This is a genomic window from Nocardioides pini (assembly GCF_026712185.1).
In the GTDB taxonomy this organism is placed as follows: Bacteria; Actinomycetota; Actinomycetes; order Propionibacteriales; family Nocardioidaceae; genus Nocardioides; species Nocardioides pini.
On the sequence record NZ_JAPPUX010000005.1, the window covers coordinates 323,589 to 341,470 of the forward strand.

The following is a 17,882-nucleotide window of genomic DNA, read 5'->3' on the forward strand; positions in this document are numbered from 1 at the left end:
GGTGGCGTTGACGCTCGCGATGGCAGTGGTGCTGCTCAACGGCGGTGGCCGGCTGGTGGTCGTCGCGACCGCCTCCACCTGGTTCGTGCTGGTCGTCGTCCTGGGTGCCTGCCTCGATGCGATCCTGGTGCCGTTCAACCCCGACGTACGGCGTCAGGCCGGGCACGCAGCCGGGTGGACCGGTGCCTTCAACGGCGGTGGGCACGGCGGGCACGTCGGTGGACACGGCAGCCACGGTGACGGCGCAGGCTCCTGCTGAGCCGACCCCAGGTCGCGCGCCTCGAGGGTGGCGGCAGATTGCGTGTGCGCCCGGCCCGGGTCTGCGATGTGCCGCCACCTTTCGTCGTACGTCGTGGAGGGTGGCGGCAGATTGCGTCTGGGCCCGGCCCGGGCGTGCGATGTGCCGCCACCCTGACGTCAGGCGGGGTGGGTCTCCCAGGCCGGACCCTCGCCGCCGAGCCGCTCGACGAGGCGGCGACCGACGTGGCAGGCGTTGGCGCGGCGTACGTCCTCCGGGACCGCGGGGAGGTTCTCCTCCCAGTCGAGGAGGCAGGACCCGCGCAGCTGGCCCATCCGGGCCGGGCGGCCGAAGAAGAAGGGGTGGGCGTGGGCGCCGCCGTCGCCGTAGCGGCCGATGTGGCAGCGGCCGACGCTCGGCAGCTCCTCGACAGCGGCGGTGACCCGCGCCATCAGCAGCCCCATCTCGGCGGCCATGTCGTCGGGCAGGTCGGCGATGTCGAAGTGCTCGACCGGGCGCAGGATGAGGGAGACGGGCAGCTTCATGTCGAGCGCGACGAGCAGCCACCGCTCGTTGCGCCACGCCACTTGCGCCGCCCGCTCGGGCGGCATCGGCTGCCGGCAGGAGCAGTCCGCCGGGTCCTCGCCCTCGCGGGGCGGCTCGACGTCCTGCAGCGGCTCGAGCGGCTTGATCCGCAGCCCGTCGAGCTCGAACGGGAAGATGTCCCACCCGGGCATCTCCTCGATGGCCACGGGCAGTCGCCCCTCGGCGTCGGTCGCCGCGGCGACGCGGGCGTGGAACTCCTCGGCGGTCTCGAGTCGGCTCATGCCGAGGAGCCTCCCATGCTCACCAGGCGGCCGGCTGGTAGTCCTTGAGGAAGCAGCCGTAGACGTCCTCGCCCCGCTCGCCGAGCACGATCGGGTCGTAGACCCTCGCGGCTCCGTCGACCAGGTCGAGCGGCGCGTGCCAGCCCTCGGCGGCGATCCGGAGCTTCTCGTGGTGGGGCCGCTCGTCGGTGATCCAGCCGGTGTCGACGGCGGTCATCAGGATCCGGTCGGTCTCGAACATCTCGCCCGACGACGTGCGGGTCATCATGTTCAGCGCGGCCTTGGCCATGTTGGTGTGCGGGTGGCCGGCGCCCTTGTAGCGACGACCACCGAACTGCCCCTCCATCGCCGAGACGTTGACGATGTAGGCGCGGCGGGCGCCGTTCTGCACGGCCGCCCGCAGCGAGGGCCGCAGCCGGGAGTTGATCAGGAAGGGCGCGATCGAGTTGCAGAACTGCACCTCGAGCAGCTCCAGCGGGTCGACCTCGTCGAGCACCTGGGTCCACGAGTTGTTGTCCTGGATGTCGGGGATCAGCCCGCCCGCGTCGATCGCCGTGCCGGCCAGGTGCGCGTCCAGCGACGCGCCCCCGGCCCGGAGCGCGAGGGCGGTCAGTGACGCGGCGTTGTGCACGGCGAGCGCGTGGTCGGCCGACTCGCCGTCGTGGTGGGCGACCGCGGTCGTGGACAGCGCGCCCGCGATCGCGGCCGGGTGCGCCTCGGAGATCCGGTCGAAGGTGGCCATCTCCGGCAGCTCCGCCACGCCGAGGGCCTCGGCGGTCGGCAGCGGCGCGGCCTCGCCGTCGATGAGGTGCGCGTACGCGCCCGGCAGTCGGCGTACGGTCTGGCAGGCGTTGTTGACGATGATGTCCAGCGGCCCGTCGGCAGCGACGTCGTCGGTCAGGGAGATGACCTGGGTGGGGTCGCGCAGGTCGATCCCGACGATCTTCAGCCGGTGCAGCCAGTCGGCCGAGTCCTCCATCGCCGCGAACCGGCGTACGGCGTCCTTGGGGAAGCGCGTGGTGATCGTGGTGTGCGCGCCGTCGCGGAGCAGGCGGAGCGCGATGTACATCCCGATCTTGGCGCGCCCGCCGGTCAGCAGCGCCCGCTTGCCGGTGAGGTCGGTGCGCTGGTCGCGCTTGGCGTGGCTCATCGCCGCGCAGCTCGGGCACAGCCAGTGGTAGAACGCGTCGACGAGCGTGAAGTCCTGCTTGCAGATGTAGCAGCCGCGCGCGGTGATCAGCTCGCCGGCGAAGGCGCCCGCGGCGGTGGACACGAGCGGGATGCCCGCCGTCTCGTCGTCGATCCGCATCGGCGACCCGGTCGCGGTGCGCGCGATGATGTCGAGGTCGTGCTGCTGGCGCTCCATCCGGATCTCGGCACGTCGCTGCTTCTTGATCAGCTTGTACATGTGGGACGCGGCGCGCTTCATCGCGCGCACGTCGTCGTGCTCCGGCGGCAGCGTCGCGACGTCCTGCAGGACCTCGAGCGCGATGGCCAGCTTCTCGGGGTCGATGCCGGTGGCGACGGGGGTGGCGACGGGGGTGTCCAGCTGCGGTGTCACGGGCAGGAGGGTACGGCGACTCCAGCGATCCCCGGTCATCCGGGAATCCCGTACGTTGTCGGCCCGTGCACGGCCTGACAAGCTCAGCGATCCCCGGTCGACCGGGGATCGCGCACGGCGTACGACGCCTCAGGCCTCGCGGGCCGGCGAGCCGTTGATCCGCACCCGGTCGGCGCGCATGCCGTGCTCGACGCCCCACAGCACCGCCCGCGAGCGGGAGTCGACGTCGATCTTGCGGTAGGCCGAGCGGATGTAGGACTTGATCGAGTTGAGCGACAGCAGGGTGCGCTCGGCGATCTCCTGGTTGCTGAGGCCCATGGTGATCAGCGACAGCACCTCGGCCTCGCGCGCCGTGAGACCCTCCTCGCGCCCCGGCCAGTCGCCGCCGACGAGCGGCGAGCGCCCGCGCGAGGGGGAGACCACGAGCTGTCCCGACGAGATGGCGCCGAGGGCGTCGACGAGGCGGGCCGCCGGCAGGCTCTTGGAGAGGTAGCCGCGCACGCCTTGGCTGAGGGTGTCGCGGGTCAGCCAGGGCTGGAAGTTCCACGTGTAGACCGCGACCGCGCGGACCTGCGTGCTCTCGACGAGGTGGCGTACGGCGGGACCGTTGCCCTGGCCCATCCCGAACGTGTCGTAGAGGGCGACGTCGACCGGTTGGGCGACGGGCTTGCCCGCCACCAGCTCGACCACCTCGACGCGGTGGCCGTAGCTGCGCATCATCGCGTCGAGGCCGCGGACGACGACCTCGTCGTCGTTGACCAGCGCGACTCGAATGACCATGGGGCCAAGGTACTGCTGTTTGCCTGTGGTTCACCCCCGGATCCGGCGAGTCTGCGGATCGCACGCTCAGCGCCGGGTGGCGATCCCACCCCTGTGGCCGGTCGTGTCCCGGGGGAGGTCGTCAGGGGCAGCAGGGGTCGAAGCGGAACCCGACGCCGCGGATCGTGCGGATCCACTGGTTGCCGTTGCGCGCGCTGCGCAGCTTGCGGCGCAGGTTCGCGAGGTGGACGTCGACGACGTGGGTGCTCTCCGGGACGAAGTCGCTGGCCCAGACCGCGCGCACGAGCTCGTCGCGCGGGACCACGACGCCGGGGTTGCCGACGAGGTGGGCGAGCAGGTCGAACTCGGTGCGGGTCAGGTCGATCTCCCGGCCCGACACCCGCACCTCCCGCGCCCCGCGGTTGAGCGTGAGGTCGCTGCATCCCTCGGAGTCGGTCGGGTCGACGTCGACGGACGGGGCGGGCTCCGGCCGCGCGGTGGCGGCCTCGGCCGGGGCGTCGCCGCTGCGCGGGCGCCGGAAGAGGGCAGCGACCCGCGCCTGCAGCTCGCGCATCGAGAACGGCTTGACCAGGTAGTCGTCGGCGCCGACCTCGAGCCCGACGAGCCGGTCGACCTCGGCAGCGCGGCCGCTGACGACGATCACGTAGCAGTCGGTCACGGTGCGGATCTGCCGGCAGACCTCCACCCCGTCGATGTCGGGCAGCGTCAGGTCGAGCGTGACCAGGTCGGGACGCCCCTCGCTCACGAGCGTGAGGGCCTCGGCGCCGGTGCGCGCCACGGTGACGTCGAAGCCGGCCTGGTCGAGCAGCTGGGAGATGGCGTCGCCGACGTCGTGGTCGTCCTCGACGACCACGGCTGTCCGTGCGTTCATCATCTCGTCAGCTCCCCAGTTGACCGTTCACCTACCCAGCCGCACCCGGTCGGAAACCGGGTCGGGGCGCTCGGCGCCCCCGCCCGCTGTCGATGCTAGGCGGCAGCGGGTGGGGAGCGTGGTCGATCGGGGTGCAGCACCCCCCGTCGGGGGGTGCTCGGCTCAGAAGTCCAGGCCTCGCGCCCAGTCCTCCGAGTCGATCCGGGCCACGAGGTAGGGGCCGCCGCCGGCGCGGCGGTCCTGCTCGTCGCCCTCACGGTCCATCCGGTAGCCGATGCCGCGGATGGTGTGGATCCAGGTGGCGTCGGAGTGACGGCGCAGCTTGCCGCGCAGGTTGGCGACGTGCACGTCGACCAGGTGGTGGTCGTGGGTCAGCGCGCTGCTCCAGATCGCCAGCACCATCTCCTCGCGCGTGCACACCCGCGACAGGTGGGTCGCGAGGTACTCCAGGACGTCGTACTCGATGCGGGTCAGGTCGACGATCGTGCCGTTGACCTGCACCTCGCGACGGGCGGAGTTGATGACGAGACCCGCACCCGCGGAGATCGTCGTCGGCTCGTCGACGGGCTGCGCCGGGCTCGGGACCTGCGGGCTGCGCCCGTTGACGGGCTCCTCGACGCCGGTCGCGGTCCGTGGCCGGCGGAACAGCGCCGCCACCCGGGCGCGCAGCTCACGCGGTGAGAACGGCTTGAGGACGAAGTCGTCCGCCCCGACCTCGAGCCCGATCAGCTTGTCCACCTCGTCGGAGCGCGCCGACACGATCACGATGTAGCAGTCGCTGGTCTCGCGGATGCGGCGGCACACCTCGATGCCGTCCATGTGTGGCAGCGTCAGGTCGAGCGTGACCAGGTCGGGCGGGTCGGCTGCTGCCGCGCTGACCGCCTGTCGTCCGTCGAGCGCCGAGGTGACACGGAAACCCGCCCCCTCGAGGGTCTCCACCAGCGCTGACGAGATGTCCGGATCGTCCTCGACGACCAATGCATGTAGTTCTTGCACGTGAAACCCCCACATATGCGAAGGCAAGGGCCCCACGCCCTCGCCGTGACACCCCCGAGTGGTGTCGCTCGATGCTAATGCCACGAACGGCCCAGACATAGGGGAGGTCTGACGCTCGAACGGCTTGTCTAGACCGGGTCGGGTTTGAAGGAATCTTTGGTGCTTCACCCGCCATTCTGCGCATTCGGTGGGTCAGGTGAGGTCCATGGCGCGGTTGACCCACACGTGGTCCACGACCATGCCCACCCGCTCGTACATCGGCAGCGCTCCGGTGCGCGAGTCGGTGCTGAGCTCGGAGGTGCGGGTGCCGTGCTCGCGGCCGCGGGCGAAGGAGTCGACGAGGAGCGCCTGCGCGATCCCGCGGTTGCGCTGGTCGCGGCGCACCGCGAGCCGGTCGACGTACGCCGTGGCGCCGTCGTCGGACACGAGCACCAGCGAGACGCCGACCACGGCGCCGTCGGGGTCCACCGCGACGCGCAGGTTCCAGGGCTCGAAACCGGGCCGGCCGGTCGTCGCGGCGGCGAAGTCCTCGAACGGCTCGCGGTCTCGCACCGACCACTCGAGGAACGCGTCCTCGAGGACGTCGTGGGCGGCTCGCAGCTCGTCGGGACCCGCAGTCCGTACGACGTAGCCCTCCGGCAGCGTGCGCTCGGGGATGGCGGCGCCCTCGGGGAGCTTGAGCACCCAGCTCGTCCAGCGGACCCGGAAGCCGAGCTCCTCCAGCAGCCGGTCGCCCGGCGAGCCCTGCGGGACCGGCATCCCGACGACCGACGAGCCGAGGCTGCGGCCGAGGTCGAGCAGCCAGTGGGCCAGCCACGTGCCGATGCCGCGACCGCGGTGGGAGGGGAGCACGGAGGTGTCGGCGCGGTCGGCGCCCATCAGCTCGGCGTACGCGACGAGGGTCTCGCCGTCCCACACCCCGACCGAGCGGGCGCCGAGGTCGTGGCTCGGCCTGGCCCAGTCGCTGACGATGTCGGCCTCCTCGATCGCGACGTGCCCGATGTCCTCCTGCTCCTGGGCCGCCATGAGCCGGAAGACGGCCGGGGCATCGGCCTTCTCGAGGGGTCGGGTGGTGAGGCCCTCGGGCAGGGCGGCGGGACGTGTCGGCATGGGAAGGAGTGTGCTTGCTCACTAGGGGCGCTGTCGCGCCCTTATCCGGGTCCGTGGAATGTCGCGTTCACGCGTGAGGCCCTACCGTTGGGGGGTGAGTGACGAGCAGCCCGTAGCACCCGAGCAGACCTTCTCCGACCTCGGCCTCGCGCCGGAGGTCCTCAAGGCGCTGGCGGACGTCGGCTACGAGACCCCGTCGCAGATCCAGGCCCTGACCATCCCGCCCCTCCTCGAGGGCCGACACGTCGTCGGCCTGGCCCAGACCGGCACCGGCAAGACGGCCGCGTTCGCCCTGCCGATCCTGTCGCAGCTCGACATGTCGCAGAAGACGCCGCAGGCCCTCGTCCTGGCCCCGACCCGCGAGCTCGCGCTCCAGGTGTCCGAGGCCTTCGAGAAGTACGCCGCCCACAAGAAGGGCGTGCGCGTGCTGCCGATCTACGGCGGCCAGGGCTACGGCGTCCAGCTGTCGGCGCTGCGGCGCGGCGTGCACGTCGTGGTCGGCACCCCGGGTCGCATCATGGACCACCTCGAGAAGGGCACGCTCGACCTCTCGGAGCTGCGCTTCCTGGTCCTCGACGAGGCCGACGAGATGCTCAAGATGGGCTTCGCCGAGGACGTCGAGACGATCCTCGCCGACACCCCCGACGACAAGCACGTGGCGCTGTTCTCCGCGACGATGCCGGCGCAGATCCGGCGGATCTCGAAGAAGTACCTCGCCGACCCGGTCGAGATCACCGTCAAGAACAAGACCACGACCTCGTCCACGATCACCCAGCGCTACCTGATCGTGTCGTACCCCCAGAAGGTCGACGCCCTCACGCGCATCCTCGAGGTCGAGAACTTCGAGGGCATGATCGTCTTCGTCCGGACCAAGAACGAGACCGAGACGCTCGCCGAGAAGCTGCGCGCCCGCGGCTACTCCGCGATGGCCATCAACGGTGACGTGGCGCAGGTGCAGCGCGAGCGGACGGTCAACCAGCTCAAGGCCGGCAAGCTCGACATCCTCGTCGCCACCGACGTCGCCGCGCGCGGCCTCGACGTCGAGCGGATCAGCCACGTCGTCAACTACGACATCCCCACCGACACCGAGTCCTACGTCCACCGCATCGGCCGCACCGGGCGCGCCGGCCGCTCCGGCGACTCGATCGCCTTCGTGACGCCGCGCGAGCGCCACCTGCTGCGCGCCATCGAGAAGGCCACCCGCCAGCCGCTCACCCAGATGCAGCTGCCGACCGTCGACGACGTCAACGCCACGCGGCTCTCGCGCTTCGACGACCAGATCACCCAGGCGCTGACGCAGCCCGAGCGCATCGACTTCTTCCGCGACGTCGTCTCCCACTACGTCAGCGAGCACGACGTGGCCGAGGTCGACGTGGCCGCCGCCCTCGCCGCGGTGATGCACGGCGAGCAGCCGCTGCTCCTGGACCCGGAGCCCGAGCCGCGGTCCCGCTCCTTCGAGGAGCGCTCGAGCCACGGCGGCAAGGCCGACCGTGGGCCCCGCGAGTCGCGCACCGGCCAGCCGATGGCGGCGTACCGCATCGAGGTGGGCAAGCGGCACAAGGTCGAGCCCCGGCAGATCGTGGGCGCCCTGGCCAACGAGGGCGGCCTCTCGCGCGGCGACTTCGGCTACATCTCGATCAAGCCGGACTTCTCCGTCGTCGAGCTGCCGGCGTCGCTCCCGCCCGGCACCCTCGACCGGCTCGCGAGCACGCGCATCTCCGGCAAGCTCATCGAGATCAAGCCGGACAACGGCCCGTTCCGCGGCCGCACCGGCGGCGGCCACAGCGCTGGCGCCCGCAAGGCCGGCGGCTACAAGGGCAAGAACCCCCGCTGACCGTGCACTTCCTCGCGCTGGGATGTGCTGACCGGGCACTTCCTCGCGCTGGGATGCGCTGACCGGGCACTTGCTCGCGCTGCAACGCGCTGACCGGGCACTTGCTGGCGGCCGACATGCAGCGACCGGGCGCACCCTGGAGGGTGCGCCCGGTCGTCGGTGCCAGCGCGAGGAAGTGCCCGGTGGGTGGTCCTCAGCGCGAGGAAGTGCCCGGTGGGGCGTCCTCAGCGCGAGGAAGTGCCCGGTGGGGGGTCCTCAGCGCGAGGACGTGCCCGCTCAGGCGTTGCGGATCGCCGAGACGTCGAACTCGAGCTTGATCTTCTCGGAGACGAGGACGCCGCCGGTCTCGAGCGCGGCGTTCCAGGTGAGGCCCCAGTCCTTGCGGTTGATGGTGGTCTCGCCCTCGAAGCCGACGCGGGTGTTGCCGAACGGGTCGACGGCGGAGCCGGTCTGCTCGAACTCGATGGTGACCGGCTTGGTGACGTCCTTGATGGTCAGGTCGCCGGTGATGGTCCAGTCGCTGCCGTCGCGCTTCACGTCGGTGGAGGTGAAGGTCATGGTCGGGTAGGTCTCGACGTCGAAGAAGTCGCCGGACTTGAGGTGGCCGTCGCGGTCCGCGCTGCCGGTGTCGACGGAGGCGACCTGGATGGTGAGGTCGACCTTGGACGCGGACGGGTTCGCCTCGTCGATGCGGGCGGTGCCCTCGAAGGCGCCGAACTGGCCGCGGACCTTGGTCACCATGGCGTGGCGGGCGACGAAGCCGAGGCGGCTGTGGCTCGTGTCGAGGGTGTAGTCGCCGGTGGTGTCGTCGATGGCGGTGGTGGGGGCGTCGAAACCGGTGGTCATGGGGTGCTCCTGGGAAGAACGGTTGGTTGGTAGAACTTTCAACCATCATAACGGGCCACCCCCGGAGTTCATTCCCGGGCGGCGCGAGCAATTTCCGTCCGCCGTGGAAATGACGACGAGCCACGCCCCCGATGGGGCGTGGCTCGTGCGTGTGGGCTGGGTCAGGCGGCCCGGGTCTCGACCGTCCCGACGGTCGACCAGCGTGCCTCCATGTGGGTCCGACCCGACGCGTCCGTGACGGCGACCCAGGTGCAGGCCGGCCGGCCGGTCATCGACTGCTTGCTCATGTGACACCTCCCGTTCACCTTGTGTTCACCTAGGTTAGCACGTCCCCACCGGCACACCATCGTTTCGCTCCAGCTCGCCGCACCTCCTCCACCTGGCTCCCACGAGCCGACCGGGATCGGCTTCGCTGCCCCACTTGTGACGGAAGGGATCCGTCAGGACCGAGCGCCGCAAGGCGACATTGGGGATTCCTGCCCGATTTCGGGCAGGAAGTTGTCACTCGACCGCGACGCGGCGCATCATCGTCCGGTGCCGGACCCCGCCCTCGTCGCCCACGTCGTCGCCACCACGTCGCTGACGCCCGGCGAGGCCGCCCGGGTCGTCGAGGACGTCATCGCCTTCCACGCCCAGCAGGTGGAGGACTACGTCCGGGCCCGCCACGCGAGCCTCAAGACGTACGGCGCCAAGAACCCCGAGATCTTCGCGCGGATCGCCGAGGAGCTCGCCCACCGTGTCGTCGCCGCCCCGGACCTGTCCGAGCGGCAGCTGCGACGCATCGTCTACGGATAGGAACACGACACATGTGTGGAATCGTCGGCTACATCGGCCGTCAGGAGGCGGCTCCGGTCGTCCTGGAGGGCCTGACCCGGCTCGAGCACCGCGGCTACGACTCGGCCGGTGTCGCGGTCCTGGGGGGCCGGGGCATCCGGGTGGCCAAGCAGGCCGGGCGGGTGCGCGACCTGGGCGACGCCCTCCCCAAGCGGTTCGCCGGCGCCACCGGCATCGGCCACACGCGCTGGGCGACGCACGGACCCGCGACGCACGCCAACGCCCACCCGCACACCGACGAGGCCGGTCGGGTGGCGGTCGTCCACAACGGGATCATCGACAACTCGGCCGCGCTGCGCTCCGAGCTCGCCGACGCCGGCGTCACGCTCGCCAGCGACACCGACACCGAGGTGCTCGCCCACCTGGTCGCCCGCAGCGACGCGGACACGCTCGAGGGCAAGGTCCGCGACGCGCTCGGCGCGGTGGTCGGGACGTACGGCCTCGCCGTGCTCCACGCCGACTTCCCCGACCGGATCGTCGTCGCACGCAACGGCAGTCCGCTGGTGGTGGGCGTGGGCGACAAGGAGATGTACGTCGCCTCCGACCTCGCCGCGATCGTGCGGCACACGACGACCGTCGCGGTCCTCGACGACGGGGAGATGGCCACCGTCACCGCGGCCGGCTTCAGCACGATGCGCCACAGCGACCTGGTCGCGACCGGCAAGACGGCGGCGGAGGTCGACGTGGACGCGGCGGCGTACGAGGCCGGTGAGCACGAGTCGTTCATGCGCAAGGAGATCCTCGAGCAGCCGACCACGGCGCAGGCCGTGCTGCGCGGCCGCCTCGACGAGCGCTTCGGCACCGCCCACCTCGGCGGCCTCGACATGGACGCGCGCGAGCTGCGGGCCGTGCGCCGCGTCAAGATCCTGGGCTGCGGCTCGGCCTACTACGTCGGCCAGATGGGTGCCGCGCTGATCGAGGAGCTGGCCCGCATCCCGGCCGACGCCGAGGCGGCCAGCGAGTTCCGCTACCGCGACCCGGTGATCGAGCCCGACACCCTCTACGTGGCGGTCAGCCAGTCCGGCGAGACCATCGACACCCTGCTGGCGGTGCAGGAGGTACGCCGCAAGGGCGGGCGCTGCGTGGGTCTCGTCAACGTCGTCGGGTCGGCGATCGCCCGCGAGTGCGACGGCGGGATCTACCTGCACGCCGGGCCCGAGGTCGCCGTGGCCAGCACCAAGGCGCTGACCAACATGTTCCTCGCCTTCGCGCTGCTCGCCCTCCAGCTCGGCCGGGTGCGCGACCTGTCCATCGCCGACGGCAAGCGGCTCGTCGCCGGGCTGGAGAGGCTGCCGGGTCAGATCGAGGAGGTCCTGGCCGGCGAGGCCGACCTGGTCGAGGTCGCCCGGGACCTCGCCGAGGCCCGCAGCCTGTTCTTCATCGGCAGGGTGCGCGGCTTCCCGGTGGCGCGCGAGGGCGCCCAGAAGTTCAAGGAGATCAGCTACCGGCACGCGGAGGCCTACCAGACCTCCGAGCTCAAGCACGGCCCGCTCGCCCTCATCGACCCCGAGGTGCCGACCGTCGCGCTCGTCCCGCACGACGAGCTGGCCGAGCGCAACGTCGGTGCGCTGCACGAGATCGAGGCGCGCAAGGGACCGCTCGTGGTCATCACCCACGAGGGGGTCGACCTCGGCGAGGTCACCGCCCGCCGCATCGTCGTACCCCGCAACGAGCCCGAGCTCGACCCGATCCTGCTCAACGTCCCGCTCCAGCTGCTGGCCTACCACGCGGCCCAGCACCTCGGTCACGACATCGACAAGCCCCGCAACCTCGCGAAGTCGGTCACCGTGGAGTAGGAGAACGAGCCGGTCACGAGCGAGCGGACACAGGCGAAGCGGAGCGAGCCCATGAAATGGGACTGGCCGCCCCTTGCCGCATGGGGTCGGCAAGGGGCGCGCCGTGGAGAACCCTCCCATCGGGCCTGCGTCCTGTCCGGGGTTCGCGGCAACTCCGGAGGGATTTTGCTGTCGTCTGGATCACGTCGTGCCGGCGGCGGCCGCGGCGAGCCGCAGGGCCCGGCGGGCGAGGGGTTCCGCGACCGCGCGGTCGGCGGTGACGAGGCCCACGCGGGTACGCCGGTCGAGGAGGTCGTCGGCGTCGTGGGCACCCTCGTGGGTCACCGCGAAGACCAGCTCGGCGAGCGTGACCGGGACGACCTCGGAGGCCGGGGCGAGCAGCTCGTCGTCGGTCAGCCCGGTGACCTCGCGCGCGCTGGCGAGCACCAGCGCGGCGTCGGTGCCGAAGCGTCGTACGAGCCGGGCGGGGGCGGTGGAGCGGCGCAGCTCGTCGGGCCCGGCGGCGCCGAGGAGGGGGAGCGAGGCCGTGCGGCACGGTCCCGCGTCGAGGCGCCCGGCGGCGACCAGTGAGTCGAGGGTGTCCTGCGCCATCCGCCGGTAGGTCGTCAGCTTGCCGCCGACCACGGTGGTCACGCCGGTGGTGGACGTGAGGATGGCGTGGCGGCGCGACAGGTCGGACGTCGCGTCCGTGCCGGCGACCTCGAGCAGCGGCCGGAGGCCGGCGAACGCGCCGACGACGTCGCTGCGGGTCGGGGGCGTGGTGAAGGCCGAGGCCACGACGTCGAGCAGGAAGTCGATCTCGGCCTCGCTCGGGGTGGGCACGTCGGGCACGGGTCCGGACACGGGCTCGTCGGTGAGGCCGACGTAGATGGTGCCGTCGGGCTGGGGGAGGACCATCGCGAAGCGCGCGCTCGTGCCGGGGATGGGCACCATCACCGCGACCCGGGTGTGCGGCAGGGCGGAGCCGCGCAGGACGAGGTGGGTGCCGCGGCTCGGCCGCAGCCGCACCTGCTCGTCGAGGCCGCCGGCCCAGACGCCGGTCGCGTTGACGACCGCCTTCGCGCGGACGTCGTACGTCGCCCCGGTGAGCTCGTCGCGCACGGCGACGGCGGTGCCGGTCGCGGAGGTGACGCGGGCACGGGTGCGGACGTGGGCGCCGTACGACGCCGCGGTGCGGGCCACGGTGACGACGAGCCGGGCGTCGTCCTCAAGCTGGCCGTCCCACGCGAGCAGCCCGCCGCGCAGGGTGTCGGCGCGCAGGGCGGGTGCGAGGCCGAGGGTCTCGGTGGCGTTGAGCCGGCGGGGTCGCGGGAGCGTGCGGGTGGTGGTGCGGGCGCTGCGTCGCAGGGCGTCGCCGGCCTGGAGGCCGCCCCACGTGAACGCCGTGCGGCTGCGCGGCATCGCGTCGTTGACCGGGGTCAGCATCGGCAGCGGGTGGACGAGGTGCGGCGCGGTGACCTCCATGAGGATGCCGCGCTCGACGGCGCTCTCGCGGGCGATGGCGAGCTGGCCCTGCGCGAGGTAGCGCAGGCCGCCGTGCACGAGCTTCGACGACCAGCGCGACGTGCCGAACGCCAGGTCGTGCGCGTCGACGGCGAGCACCGTCAGCCCGCGGGTCACGGCGTCGAGGGCGGCACCGGCGCCGGTGATGCCGAGGCCGACCACCACGACGTCCACCTCGTCGGGGATGCCGACGAGGCCGGGGACGATGCGGCGGGCCGGCTGCATCAGGGCTCCAGGGTGCGGGCGACGGCGCGGGCGTACTCCGCGTCGAGGTCGTCGAGCCCGATCCGGTCGTCGGTCATCGTGCGTGCGGAGAAGACGAACCCGTGTCCGGCCAGGGTCAGCGACCGCGCCATCAGCACCGGGTCGCCCGCGCGGATCGCGCCCGAGGCCTGGCCGCTGGCGATCTCGGCCGCGAGGATCTCGACGAGCGCCTCCTGCGAGCGCCCGCGACGGTCAAGCAGGTAGGGCAGCATCAGGTCGGGGTCGAGCTCGACGATGCGGACGAAGAGCTCGTTGTCGCGAAGTGCCCGGACCGTGGCGAGCGCGGCCTCGGCGATGCCCGCGGGGGTCGTCGTGTCGACGGCGGCGACCTGGGTCGCGGCGGCGATGCCGACCCACTCGCGCGTCATCAGGTCGCCGAGCAGCGAGCCCATGTCGGGCCAGGCGCGGTAGATCGTCATTCGGGAGACACCGGCGCGCCTCGCGACCTCGGTGAGCGTCGTACGCCGCCAGCCGACGTCGAGGATGCAGGCGCGGGCGGCGTCGAGGTAGCCGTCGAGCCGGGGGTCGGCCGCCGGCCGTTCGGTGTGACGAAGTGACGACATGTGTCACACTGTAACGCATGTCGACCGAGACCCCCTCGCCCGAGATGCACCCGCAGCGCTGGGGCGACCCCGCGACCGCCACCGTCCTGCCGGACTCGGCCCTCGGCCTGGTCGAGCTCGCCTTCGGGCTCCAGGACCGCCCGCCGGTCACGGGCGCGACGCCGCCTCCGGCGGCACTGGACGACGCGGTGCTCGACGGGCTCCGGGCGATCGTCGGCGACCAGCACGTGCTGACCGACGACGCGACCCGGACGCTCCGCACCCGCGGCAAGTCCACCCCGGACCTGCTCCGCGCCCGTGCCGGCGACCTCGACGACGCACCCGACGCGGTCGTCCGCCCGGAGGGGCACGACGAGGTGGCGGCCGTCCTCGCGTGGGCGGTCGAGCACCGGGTGGCGGTCGTCCCCTTCGGCGGCGGGACCTCGGTCACCGGGGGCCTGGCCGCGCGTCGTGACGGGTTCGCGGGCGTGGTCAGCCTCGACCTGGTGCGGATGAAGCGGCTGCTCGACGTCGACGAGGTCTCCATGACCGCGACCCTCGAGCCGGGGCTGCGCGGCCCCGAGGCCGAGGCCGTCCTCGCCGGGCACGGACTGACGCTCGGCCACTACCCCCAGTCCTTCCGGCACGCGTCGATCGGCGGCTTCGCGGCCACGCGCTCGAGCGGGCAGTCGAGCGCCGGCTACGGACGCTTCGACGCGATGGTGGTGGGCCTGACCGCGGCCACACCGACCGGGACGCTGCACCTCGGCTCCTCGCCCGCGAACGCCGCCGGGCCCGACCTCCGCCAGCTGCTGCTGGGCTCGGAGGGCGCCTTCGGCGTCATCACCTCCGTCACGGTGCGGGTACGACGTGCGCCCGCCGTGACGTCGTACGAGGGGTGGCGGTGGCCGTCCTTCGACGCGGGCTCCGACGCGATGCGCACCCTGGCGCAGGCCGTGCTGCTGCCGACCGTGCTGCGGCTGTCCGACGAGTCCGAGACGGCGATCAACCTCGCCGACCCCTCCTCCATCGGCGGCACCGACGACCCCGGCTGCCTGATGGTCACCGGCTACGAGGGCACCGAGGAGCAGGTCGCGGCCCGCCGCGCGGCGGTGACGGCCGTCCTGGCCGGGCTCGGCGGGACCCCGCTCGGCACCGAGCCGGGCGAGAGGTGGGCGCACGGCCGCTTCGACGGTCCCTACCTCCGCGACGCGCTCCTCGACCACGGCGTGCTCGTCGAGACCCTCGAGACAGCCACCTTCTGGTCGAACCGCGAGCGCTTGTACGCCGACGTCCGGGCCGCGCTCACCGGGTCGCTCGGCGAGGGGTCGCTCGTGCTGTGCCACGTCTCCCACGTCTACGAGACCGGCTGCTCGCTCTACTTCACCGTCGCCGCCCGGCAGGACGAGGACCCCCTCGCCCAGTGGCGGGCGGCGAAGGACGCGGCGAGCGAGGCCATCGTCGCGGCGGGCGCGACGATCACCCATCACCACGCGATCGGCACCGACCACAAGCCGTGGCTCGCCCGTGAGATCGGGGACGTCGGCGTGCGCGTGCTCCGCGCCGTCAAGGCCGAGCTCGACCCGACGGGGATCCTGAACCCCGGGGTGCTGATCCCCTAGCCCCGTCGCTGCGTCATACGGATCGGGACGTATGGGTGCGGGTTCGTATGACGCTCGGTCCCCTGACCCGTCGCTGCGTCACACGGATCGGGACGTATGGGTGCAGGTTCGTATGACGCTGGGGGGCGGCGGTCAGGCGAAGGACCAGACGAGCAGCTCGGTCGGCTCGGTGGCGGTGACGACGTGGCCGGGCTCGTCGGTGAGGCGTACGGCGTCGCCGGCGCGGAGGTCGAGGCCGTCGAGGGAGACCGCCCCGGTCGCGGCGAAGACGTGCTGGCGCGGGTCGTCGGGGAGCGTGGTCGACGCGCCGGGAGTGATGCGGGCGACCAGGAGCCGGGCACCGCTGGTGCCGATCGGCAGGCCGTCGCCGCCGGCCACCGCCACCAGCCCCGACGACGGCGGCGGCGCCTCGCCCAGGACGTACGACGGCACCGCCCCCGGCGCCGACGGGGTCAGCCAGGCCTGGACGAACCGGCAGCGCCCCGACCGGGCGTCGGCCACCTCGCTGTGGCGGACGCCGGTGCCGGCGGAGAGCACCTGGGCGCGCCCGGCCTCGACGACGTGGCGGTGGCCGGACGAGTCGGTGTGCACGAGCGCCCCCTCCAGCACCCACGTCACGATCTCGAGCTCGGTGTGCGGGTGCTCGGGGTAGCCCGCGACCACCGACGCCGAGGGGTCGAGCAGGTCGTCGTTGTGGCACACGAGCGGCCCGAAGCCGAGGTTCGCGGGGTCGTAGTGGGGTCCGAAGGAGAAGGAATGGCTGGTCCAGCGGCCCTTGACGGTCTCCGACGACCTGTCCGAACCGGCGTACAGGGCCCTGCTCATGCCGATATCTTCGCGGATGTGCCACCCCCGCATGCAGCCGTCCCGCACGACTTCCCCCTGCTCCCTCCCGGCTTCCGCTTCGGCACCAGCACGGCGAGCTACCAGATCGAGGGCGCGGTGGCCGAGGACGGGCGCGGCCCGAGCATCTGGGACACCTTCGCCGCCGAGCCCGGCCGCGTCCTCGGCGGCGACACGGGCGAGGTCGCGTGCGACCACTACCACCGCGTCGACGAGGACGTCGCGCTGATGAAGGCGCTGGGCACGGGCGGCTACCGCTTCTCGATCGCCTGGCCCCGCATCCAGCCCACCGGTCGCGGGCCGGCCAACGAGAAGGGGCTGGCGTTCTACGACCGGCTCATCGACACCCTGCTCGCCAACGACCAGGAGCCGATGGTCACGCTCTACCACTGGGACCTCCCGCAGGCGCTGGAGGACGACGGCGGCTGGCTCAACCGCGACACGGTGGACCGCTTCGCCGAGTACGCCGCGATCGTGGGCGAGCGGTTCGCCGACCGCGTCGCGCACTGGATCCCGGTCAACGAGCCCAACGTCGCCTCGATCCTGGGCTACGGGCTCGGCACGCACGCCCCCGGGAAGGCGATGCTGTTCGACTGCCTGCCCGCCGCCCACCACCTGCTCCTGGCGCACGGCCGCGCGGCGATCGAGCTGCGCAACGCCGGCGCGACGTCGATCGGGTGCGCCAACAACCACGCCCCGATCTGGCCCGCCAGCGACGACGACGCCGACGTCGGGATGAGCAAGATCTTCGACGCCCTGTGGAACGGCACCTTCCTCGAGCCGATGCTGCTCGGGCGCTACCCGGCCGACCTGATGCCGCTGTTCGAGGGCGTCATGTCGGACGGCGACCTCGCCACGATCCGCCAGCCGCTCGACTTCTACGGCGTCAACTACTACAACCCGCTCAAGGTCGCCGCGGGCGACGAGGACTCCGAGATCCCCTTCGACCTGCGCGAGGTCGTGGGCTACCCGACCACCGACTTCGGCTGGCCGATCGTGCCCGACGCGCTGCGCGAGTGGCTGGTCATGTTCCGGGCCCGGTTCCGCGCCGCGCTGCCCCCGATCGTCATCACCGAGTCCGGCTGCAGCTACAACGTCGGCCCCGACGAGGACGGCGTCGTCGACGACCAGGCGCGCATCGACTACCTCCGCGCCCACGTCAACGCCGTCTCCGAGGCGATCCAGCGTGGCGTCGACGTCCGCGGCTACTACTGCTGGTCGCTGCTCGACAACTTCGAGTGGGCCGAGGGCTACAGCCAGCGCTTCGGCCTCGTGCACGTCGACTACGAGACCCTCGAGCGGACGCCCAAGAAGTCGTTCCACTGGTACGCCGAGCTGATCAAGGCCCAGCCCCAGCACCTCTGACCGCCGCAGGACCGCTGGGCGGGGAACGACGGAGTCGTGTCACGAGACCC

General features: G+C 72.3%; 17 protein-coding genes. 6 read left to right on the forward strand and 11 right to left on the reverse strand.

Features of this window, described 5'->3' with window-relative positions:
• Window position 1 precedes the first annotated feature (1 nt).
• Window positions 2-259 (forward strand): hypothetical protein, encoded by a 258-nt coding sequence (locus tag NYO98_RS18445; RefSeq protein WP_268113238.1) that lies wholly within the window; start codon window positions 2-4, stop codon window positions 257-259.
• Window positions 260-417: 158 nt separating this feature from the next.
• Here NYO98_RS18445 and NYO98_RS18450 read toward each other — a convergent pair whose 3' ends face one another.
• The 6 genes from NYO98_RS18450 to NYO98_RS18475 all read right to left on the reverse strand — a co-directional run bounded on the left by NYO98_RS18450 (window position 418) and on the right by NYO98_RS18475 (window position 6,383).
• The gene (locus NYO98_RS18450) at window positions 418-1,065 is read right to left on the reverse strand and encodes a hypothetical protein (RefSeq protein WP_268113239.1); all 648 of its coding nucleotides are present in this window, start codon (window positions 1,063-1,065) and stop codon (window positions 418-420) included.
• Window positions 1,066-1,084: 19 nt separating this feature from the next.
• On the reverse strand, window positions 1,085-2,626 hold the full coding sequence (locus NYO98_RS18455) for an SDR family NAD(P)-dependent oxidoreductase (protein WP_268113240.1): 1,542 nt from the start codon (window positions 2,624-2,626) through the stop codon (window positions 1,085-1,087).
• Window positions 2,627-2,755: 129 nt separating this feature from the next.
• Entirely contained in the window at window positions 2,756-3,406 is a 651-nt protein-coding gene (locus NYO98_RS18460; RefSeq protein WP_268113242.1) for a response regulator transcription factor, read from the reverse strand.
• Window positions 3,407-3,527: 121 nt separating this feature from the next.
• Entirely contained in the window at window positions 3,528-4,277 is a 750-nt protein-coding gene (locus NYO98_RS18465) for a response regulator transcription factor (RefSeq protein WP_268113244.1), read from the reverse strand.
• A 162-nt stretch (window positions 4,278-4,439) separates the two neighbouring features.
• The gene (locus NYO98_RS18470) at window positions 4,440-5,273 is read right to left on the reverse strand and encodes a response regulator transcription factor (protein ID WP_268113246.1); all 834 of its coding nucleotides are present in this window, start codon (window positions 5,271-5,273) and stop codon (window positions 4,440-4,442) included.
• A gap of 192 nt (window positions 5,274-5,465) precedes the next feature.
• On the reverse strand, window positions 5,466-6,383 hold the full coding sequence (locus tag NYO98_RS18475) for a GNAT family N-acetyltransferase (protein WP_268113248.1): 918 nt from the start codon (window positions 6,381-6,383) through the stop codon (window positions 5,466-5,468).
• Between the two features lie 94 nt (window positions 6,384-6,477).
• Between NYO98_RS18475 and NYO98_RS18480 the strand changes: the two genes are divergently transcribed.
• The gene (locus NYO98_RS18480) at window positions 6,478-8,217 is read left to right on the forward strand and encodes a DEAD/DEAH box helicase (RefSeq protein WP_268113249.1); all 1,740 of its coding nucleotides are present in this window, start codon (window positions 6,478-6,480) and stop codon (window positions 8,215-8,217) included.
• Window positions 8,218-8,493: 276 nt separating this feature from the next.
• On the opposite strand, the gene NYO98_RS18485 is transcribed toward NYO98_RS18480, so the two are convergent.
• Both NYO98_RS18485 and NYO98_RS18490 read right to left on the reverse strand, forming a co-directional pair.
• On the reverse strand, window positions 8,494-9,063 hold the full coding sequence (locus tag NYO98_RS18485; RefSeq protein WP_268113250.1) for a YceI family protein: 570 nt from the start codon (window positions 9,061-9,063) through the stop codon (window positions 8,494-8,496).
• A gap of 161 nt (window positions 9,064-9,224) precedes the next feature.
• Window positions 9,225-9,350, reverse strand: coding sequence for a hypothetical protein (locus tag NYO98_RS18490; RefSeq protein WP_268113252.1), 126 nt, complete (start codon window positions 9,348-9,350; stop codon window positions 9,225-9,227).
• 247 nt (window positions 9,351-9,597) lie between these two features.
• Between NYO98_RS18490 and NYO98_RS18495 the strand changes: the two genes are divergently transcribed.
• On the forward strand, window positions 9,598-9,858 hold the full coding sequence (locus NYO98_RS18495; protein WP_268113253.1) for a hypothetical protein: 261 nt from the start codon (window positions 9,598-9,600) through the stop codon (window positions 9,856-9,858).
• A gap of 11 nt (window positions 9,859-9,869) precedes the next feature.
• Window positions 9,870-11,693, forward strand: a complete 1,824-nt coding sequence (glmS, locus tag NYO98_RS18500; protein WP_268113254.1) for a glutamine--fructose-6-phosphate transaminase (isomerizing) — start codon at window positions 9,870-9,872, stop codon at window positions 11,691-11,693.
• A gap of 180 nt (window positions 11,694-11,873) precedes the next feature.
• Here the strand turns inward: glmS and NYO98_RS18505 are convergent, their stop codons facing one another.
• Window positions 11,874-13,421, reverse strand: a complete 1,548-nt coding sequence (locus tag NYO98_RS18505) for a glycerol-3-phosphate dehydrogenase/oxidase (protein ID WP_268113256.1) — start codon at window positions 13,419-13,421, stop codon at window positions 11,874-11,876.
• Window positions 13,421-14,023 carry a TetR/AcrR family transcriptional regulator gene (locus tag NYO98_RS18510; RefSeq protein ID WP_268113257.1) on the reverse strand — a complete coding sequence of 201 codons (603 nt, stop codon included), beginning with the start codon at window positions 14,021-14,023 and terminating at the stop codon, window positions 13,421-13,423. The genes NYO98_RS18505 and NYO98_RS18510 overlap by 1 nt, the downstream gene beginning before the upstream one ends.
• A gap of 17 nt (window positions 14,024-14,040) precedes the next feature.
• Between NYO98_RS18510 and NYO98_RS18515 the strand changes: the two genes are divergently transcribed.
• Window positions 14,041-15,624, forward strand: coding sequence for an FAD-binding oxidoreductase (locus NYO98_RS18515; RefSeq protein ID WP_268113258.1), 1,584 nt, complete (start codon window positions 14,041-14,043; stop codon window positions 15,622-15,624).
• 132 nt (window positions 15,625-15,756) lie between these two features.
• On the opposite strand, the gene NYO98_RS18520 is transcribed toward NYO98_RS18515, so the two are convergent.
• On the reverse strand, window positions 15,757-16,449 hold the full coding sequence (locus NYO98_RS18520) for a pirin family protein (RefSeq protein ID WP_268113259.1): 693 nt from the start codon (window positions 16,447-16,449) through the stop codon (window positions 15,757-15,759).
• Window positions 16,450-16,467: 18 nt separating this feature from the next.
• Here NYO98_RS18520 and NYO98_RS18525 point away from each other — a divergent pair, with 18 nt between their 5' ends.
• Complete coding sequence (locus NYO98_RS18525; protein WP_268113260.1) at window positions 16,468-17,832, forward strand: GH1 family beta-glucosidase; 1,365 nt, start codon at window positions 16,468-16,470, stop codon at window positions 17,830-17,832.
• Window positions 17,833-17,882: the final 50 nt, after the last annotated feature.

What these genes read in the sequence shown, in the direction of transcription:
- NYO98_RS18515 (WP_268113258.1), top strand. Translation starts at nt 14,041, where the DNA reads ATGTCGACCGAGACCCCCTCGCCCGAGATGCACCCGCAGCGCTGGGGC.
- NYO98_RS18450 (WP_268113239.1), bottom strand. Translation starts at nt 1,065, where the DNA reads ATGAGCCGACTCGAGACCGCCGAGGAGTTCCACGCCCGCGTCGCCGCG.
- NYO98_RS18520 (WP_268113259.1), bottom strand. Translation starts at nt 16,449, where the DNA reads ATGAGCAGGGCCCTGTACGCCGGTTCGGACAGGTCGTCGGAGACCGTC.
- NYO98_RS18475 (WP_268113248.1), bottom strand. Translation starts at nt 6,383, where the DNA reads ATGCCGACACGTCCCGCCGCCCTGCCCGAGGGCCTCACCACCCGACCC.
- NYO98_RS18460 (WP_268113242.1), bottom strand. Translation starts at nt 3,406, where the DNA reads ATGGTCATTCGAGTCGCGCTGGTCAACGACGACGAGGTCGTCGTCCGC.
- NYO98_RS18510 (WP_268113257.1), bottom strand. Translation starts at nt 14,023, where the DNA reads ATGTCGTCACTTCGTCACACCGAACGGCCGGCGGCCGACCCCCGGCTC.
- NYO98_RS18485 (WP_268113250.1), bottom strand. Translation starts at nt 9,063, where the DNA reads ATGACCACCGGTTTCGACGCCCCCACCACCGCCATCGACGACACCACC.
- NYO98_RS18505 (WP_268113256.1), bottom strand. Translation starts at nt 13,421, where the DNA reads ATGCAGCCGGCCCGCCGCATCGTCCCCGGCCTCGTCGGCATCCCCGAC.
- NYO98_RS18465 (WP_268113244.1), bottom strand. Translation starts at nt 4,277, where the DNA reads ATGAACGCACGGACAGCCGTGGTCGTCGAGGACGACCACGACGTCGGC.
- glmS (WP_268113254.1), top strand. Translation starts at nt 9,870, where the DNA reads ATGTGTGGAATCGTCGGCTACATCGGCCGTCAGGAGGCGGCTCCGGTC.
- NYO98_RS18490 (WP_268113252.1), bottom strand. Translation starts at nt 9,350, where the DNA reads ATGAGCAAGCAGTCGATGACCGGCCGGCCGGCCTGCACCTGGGTCGCC.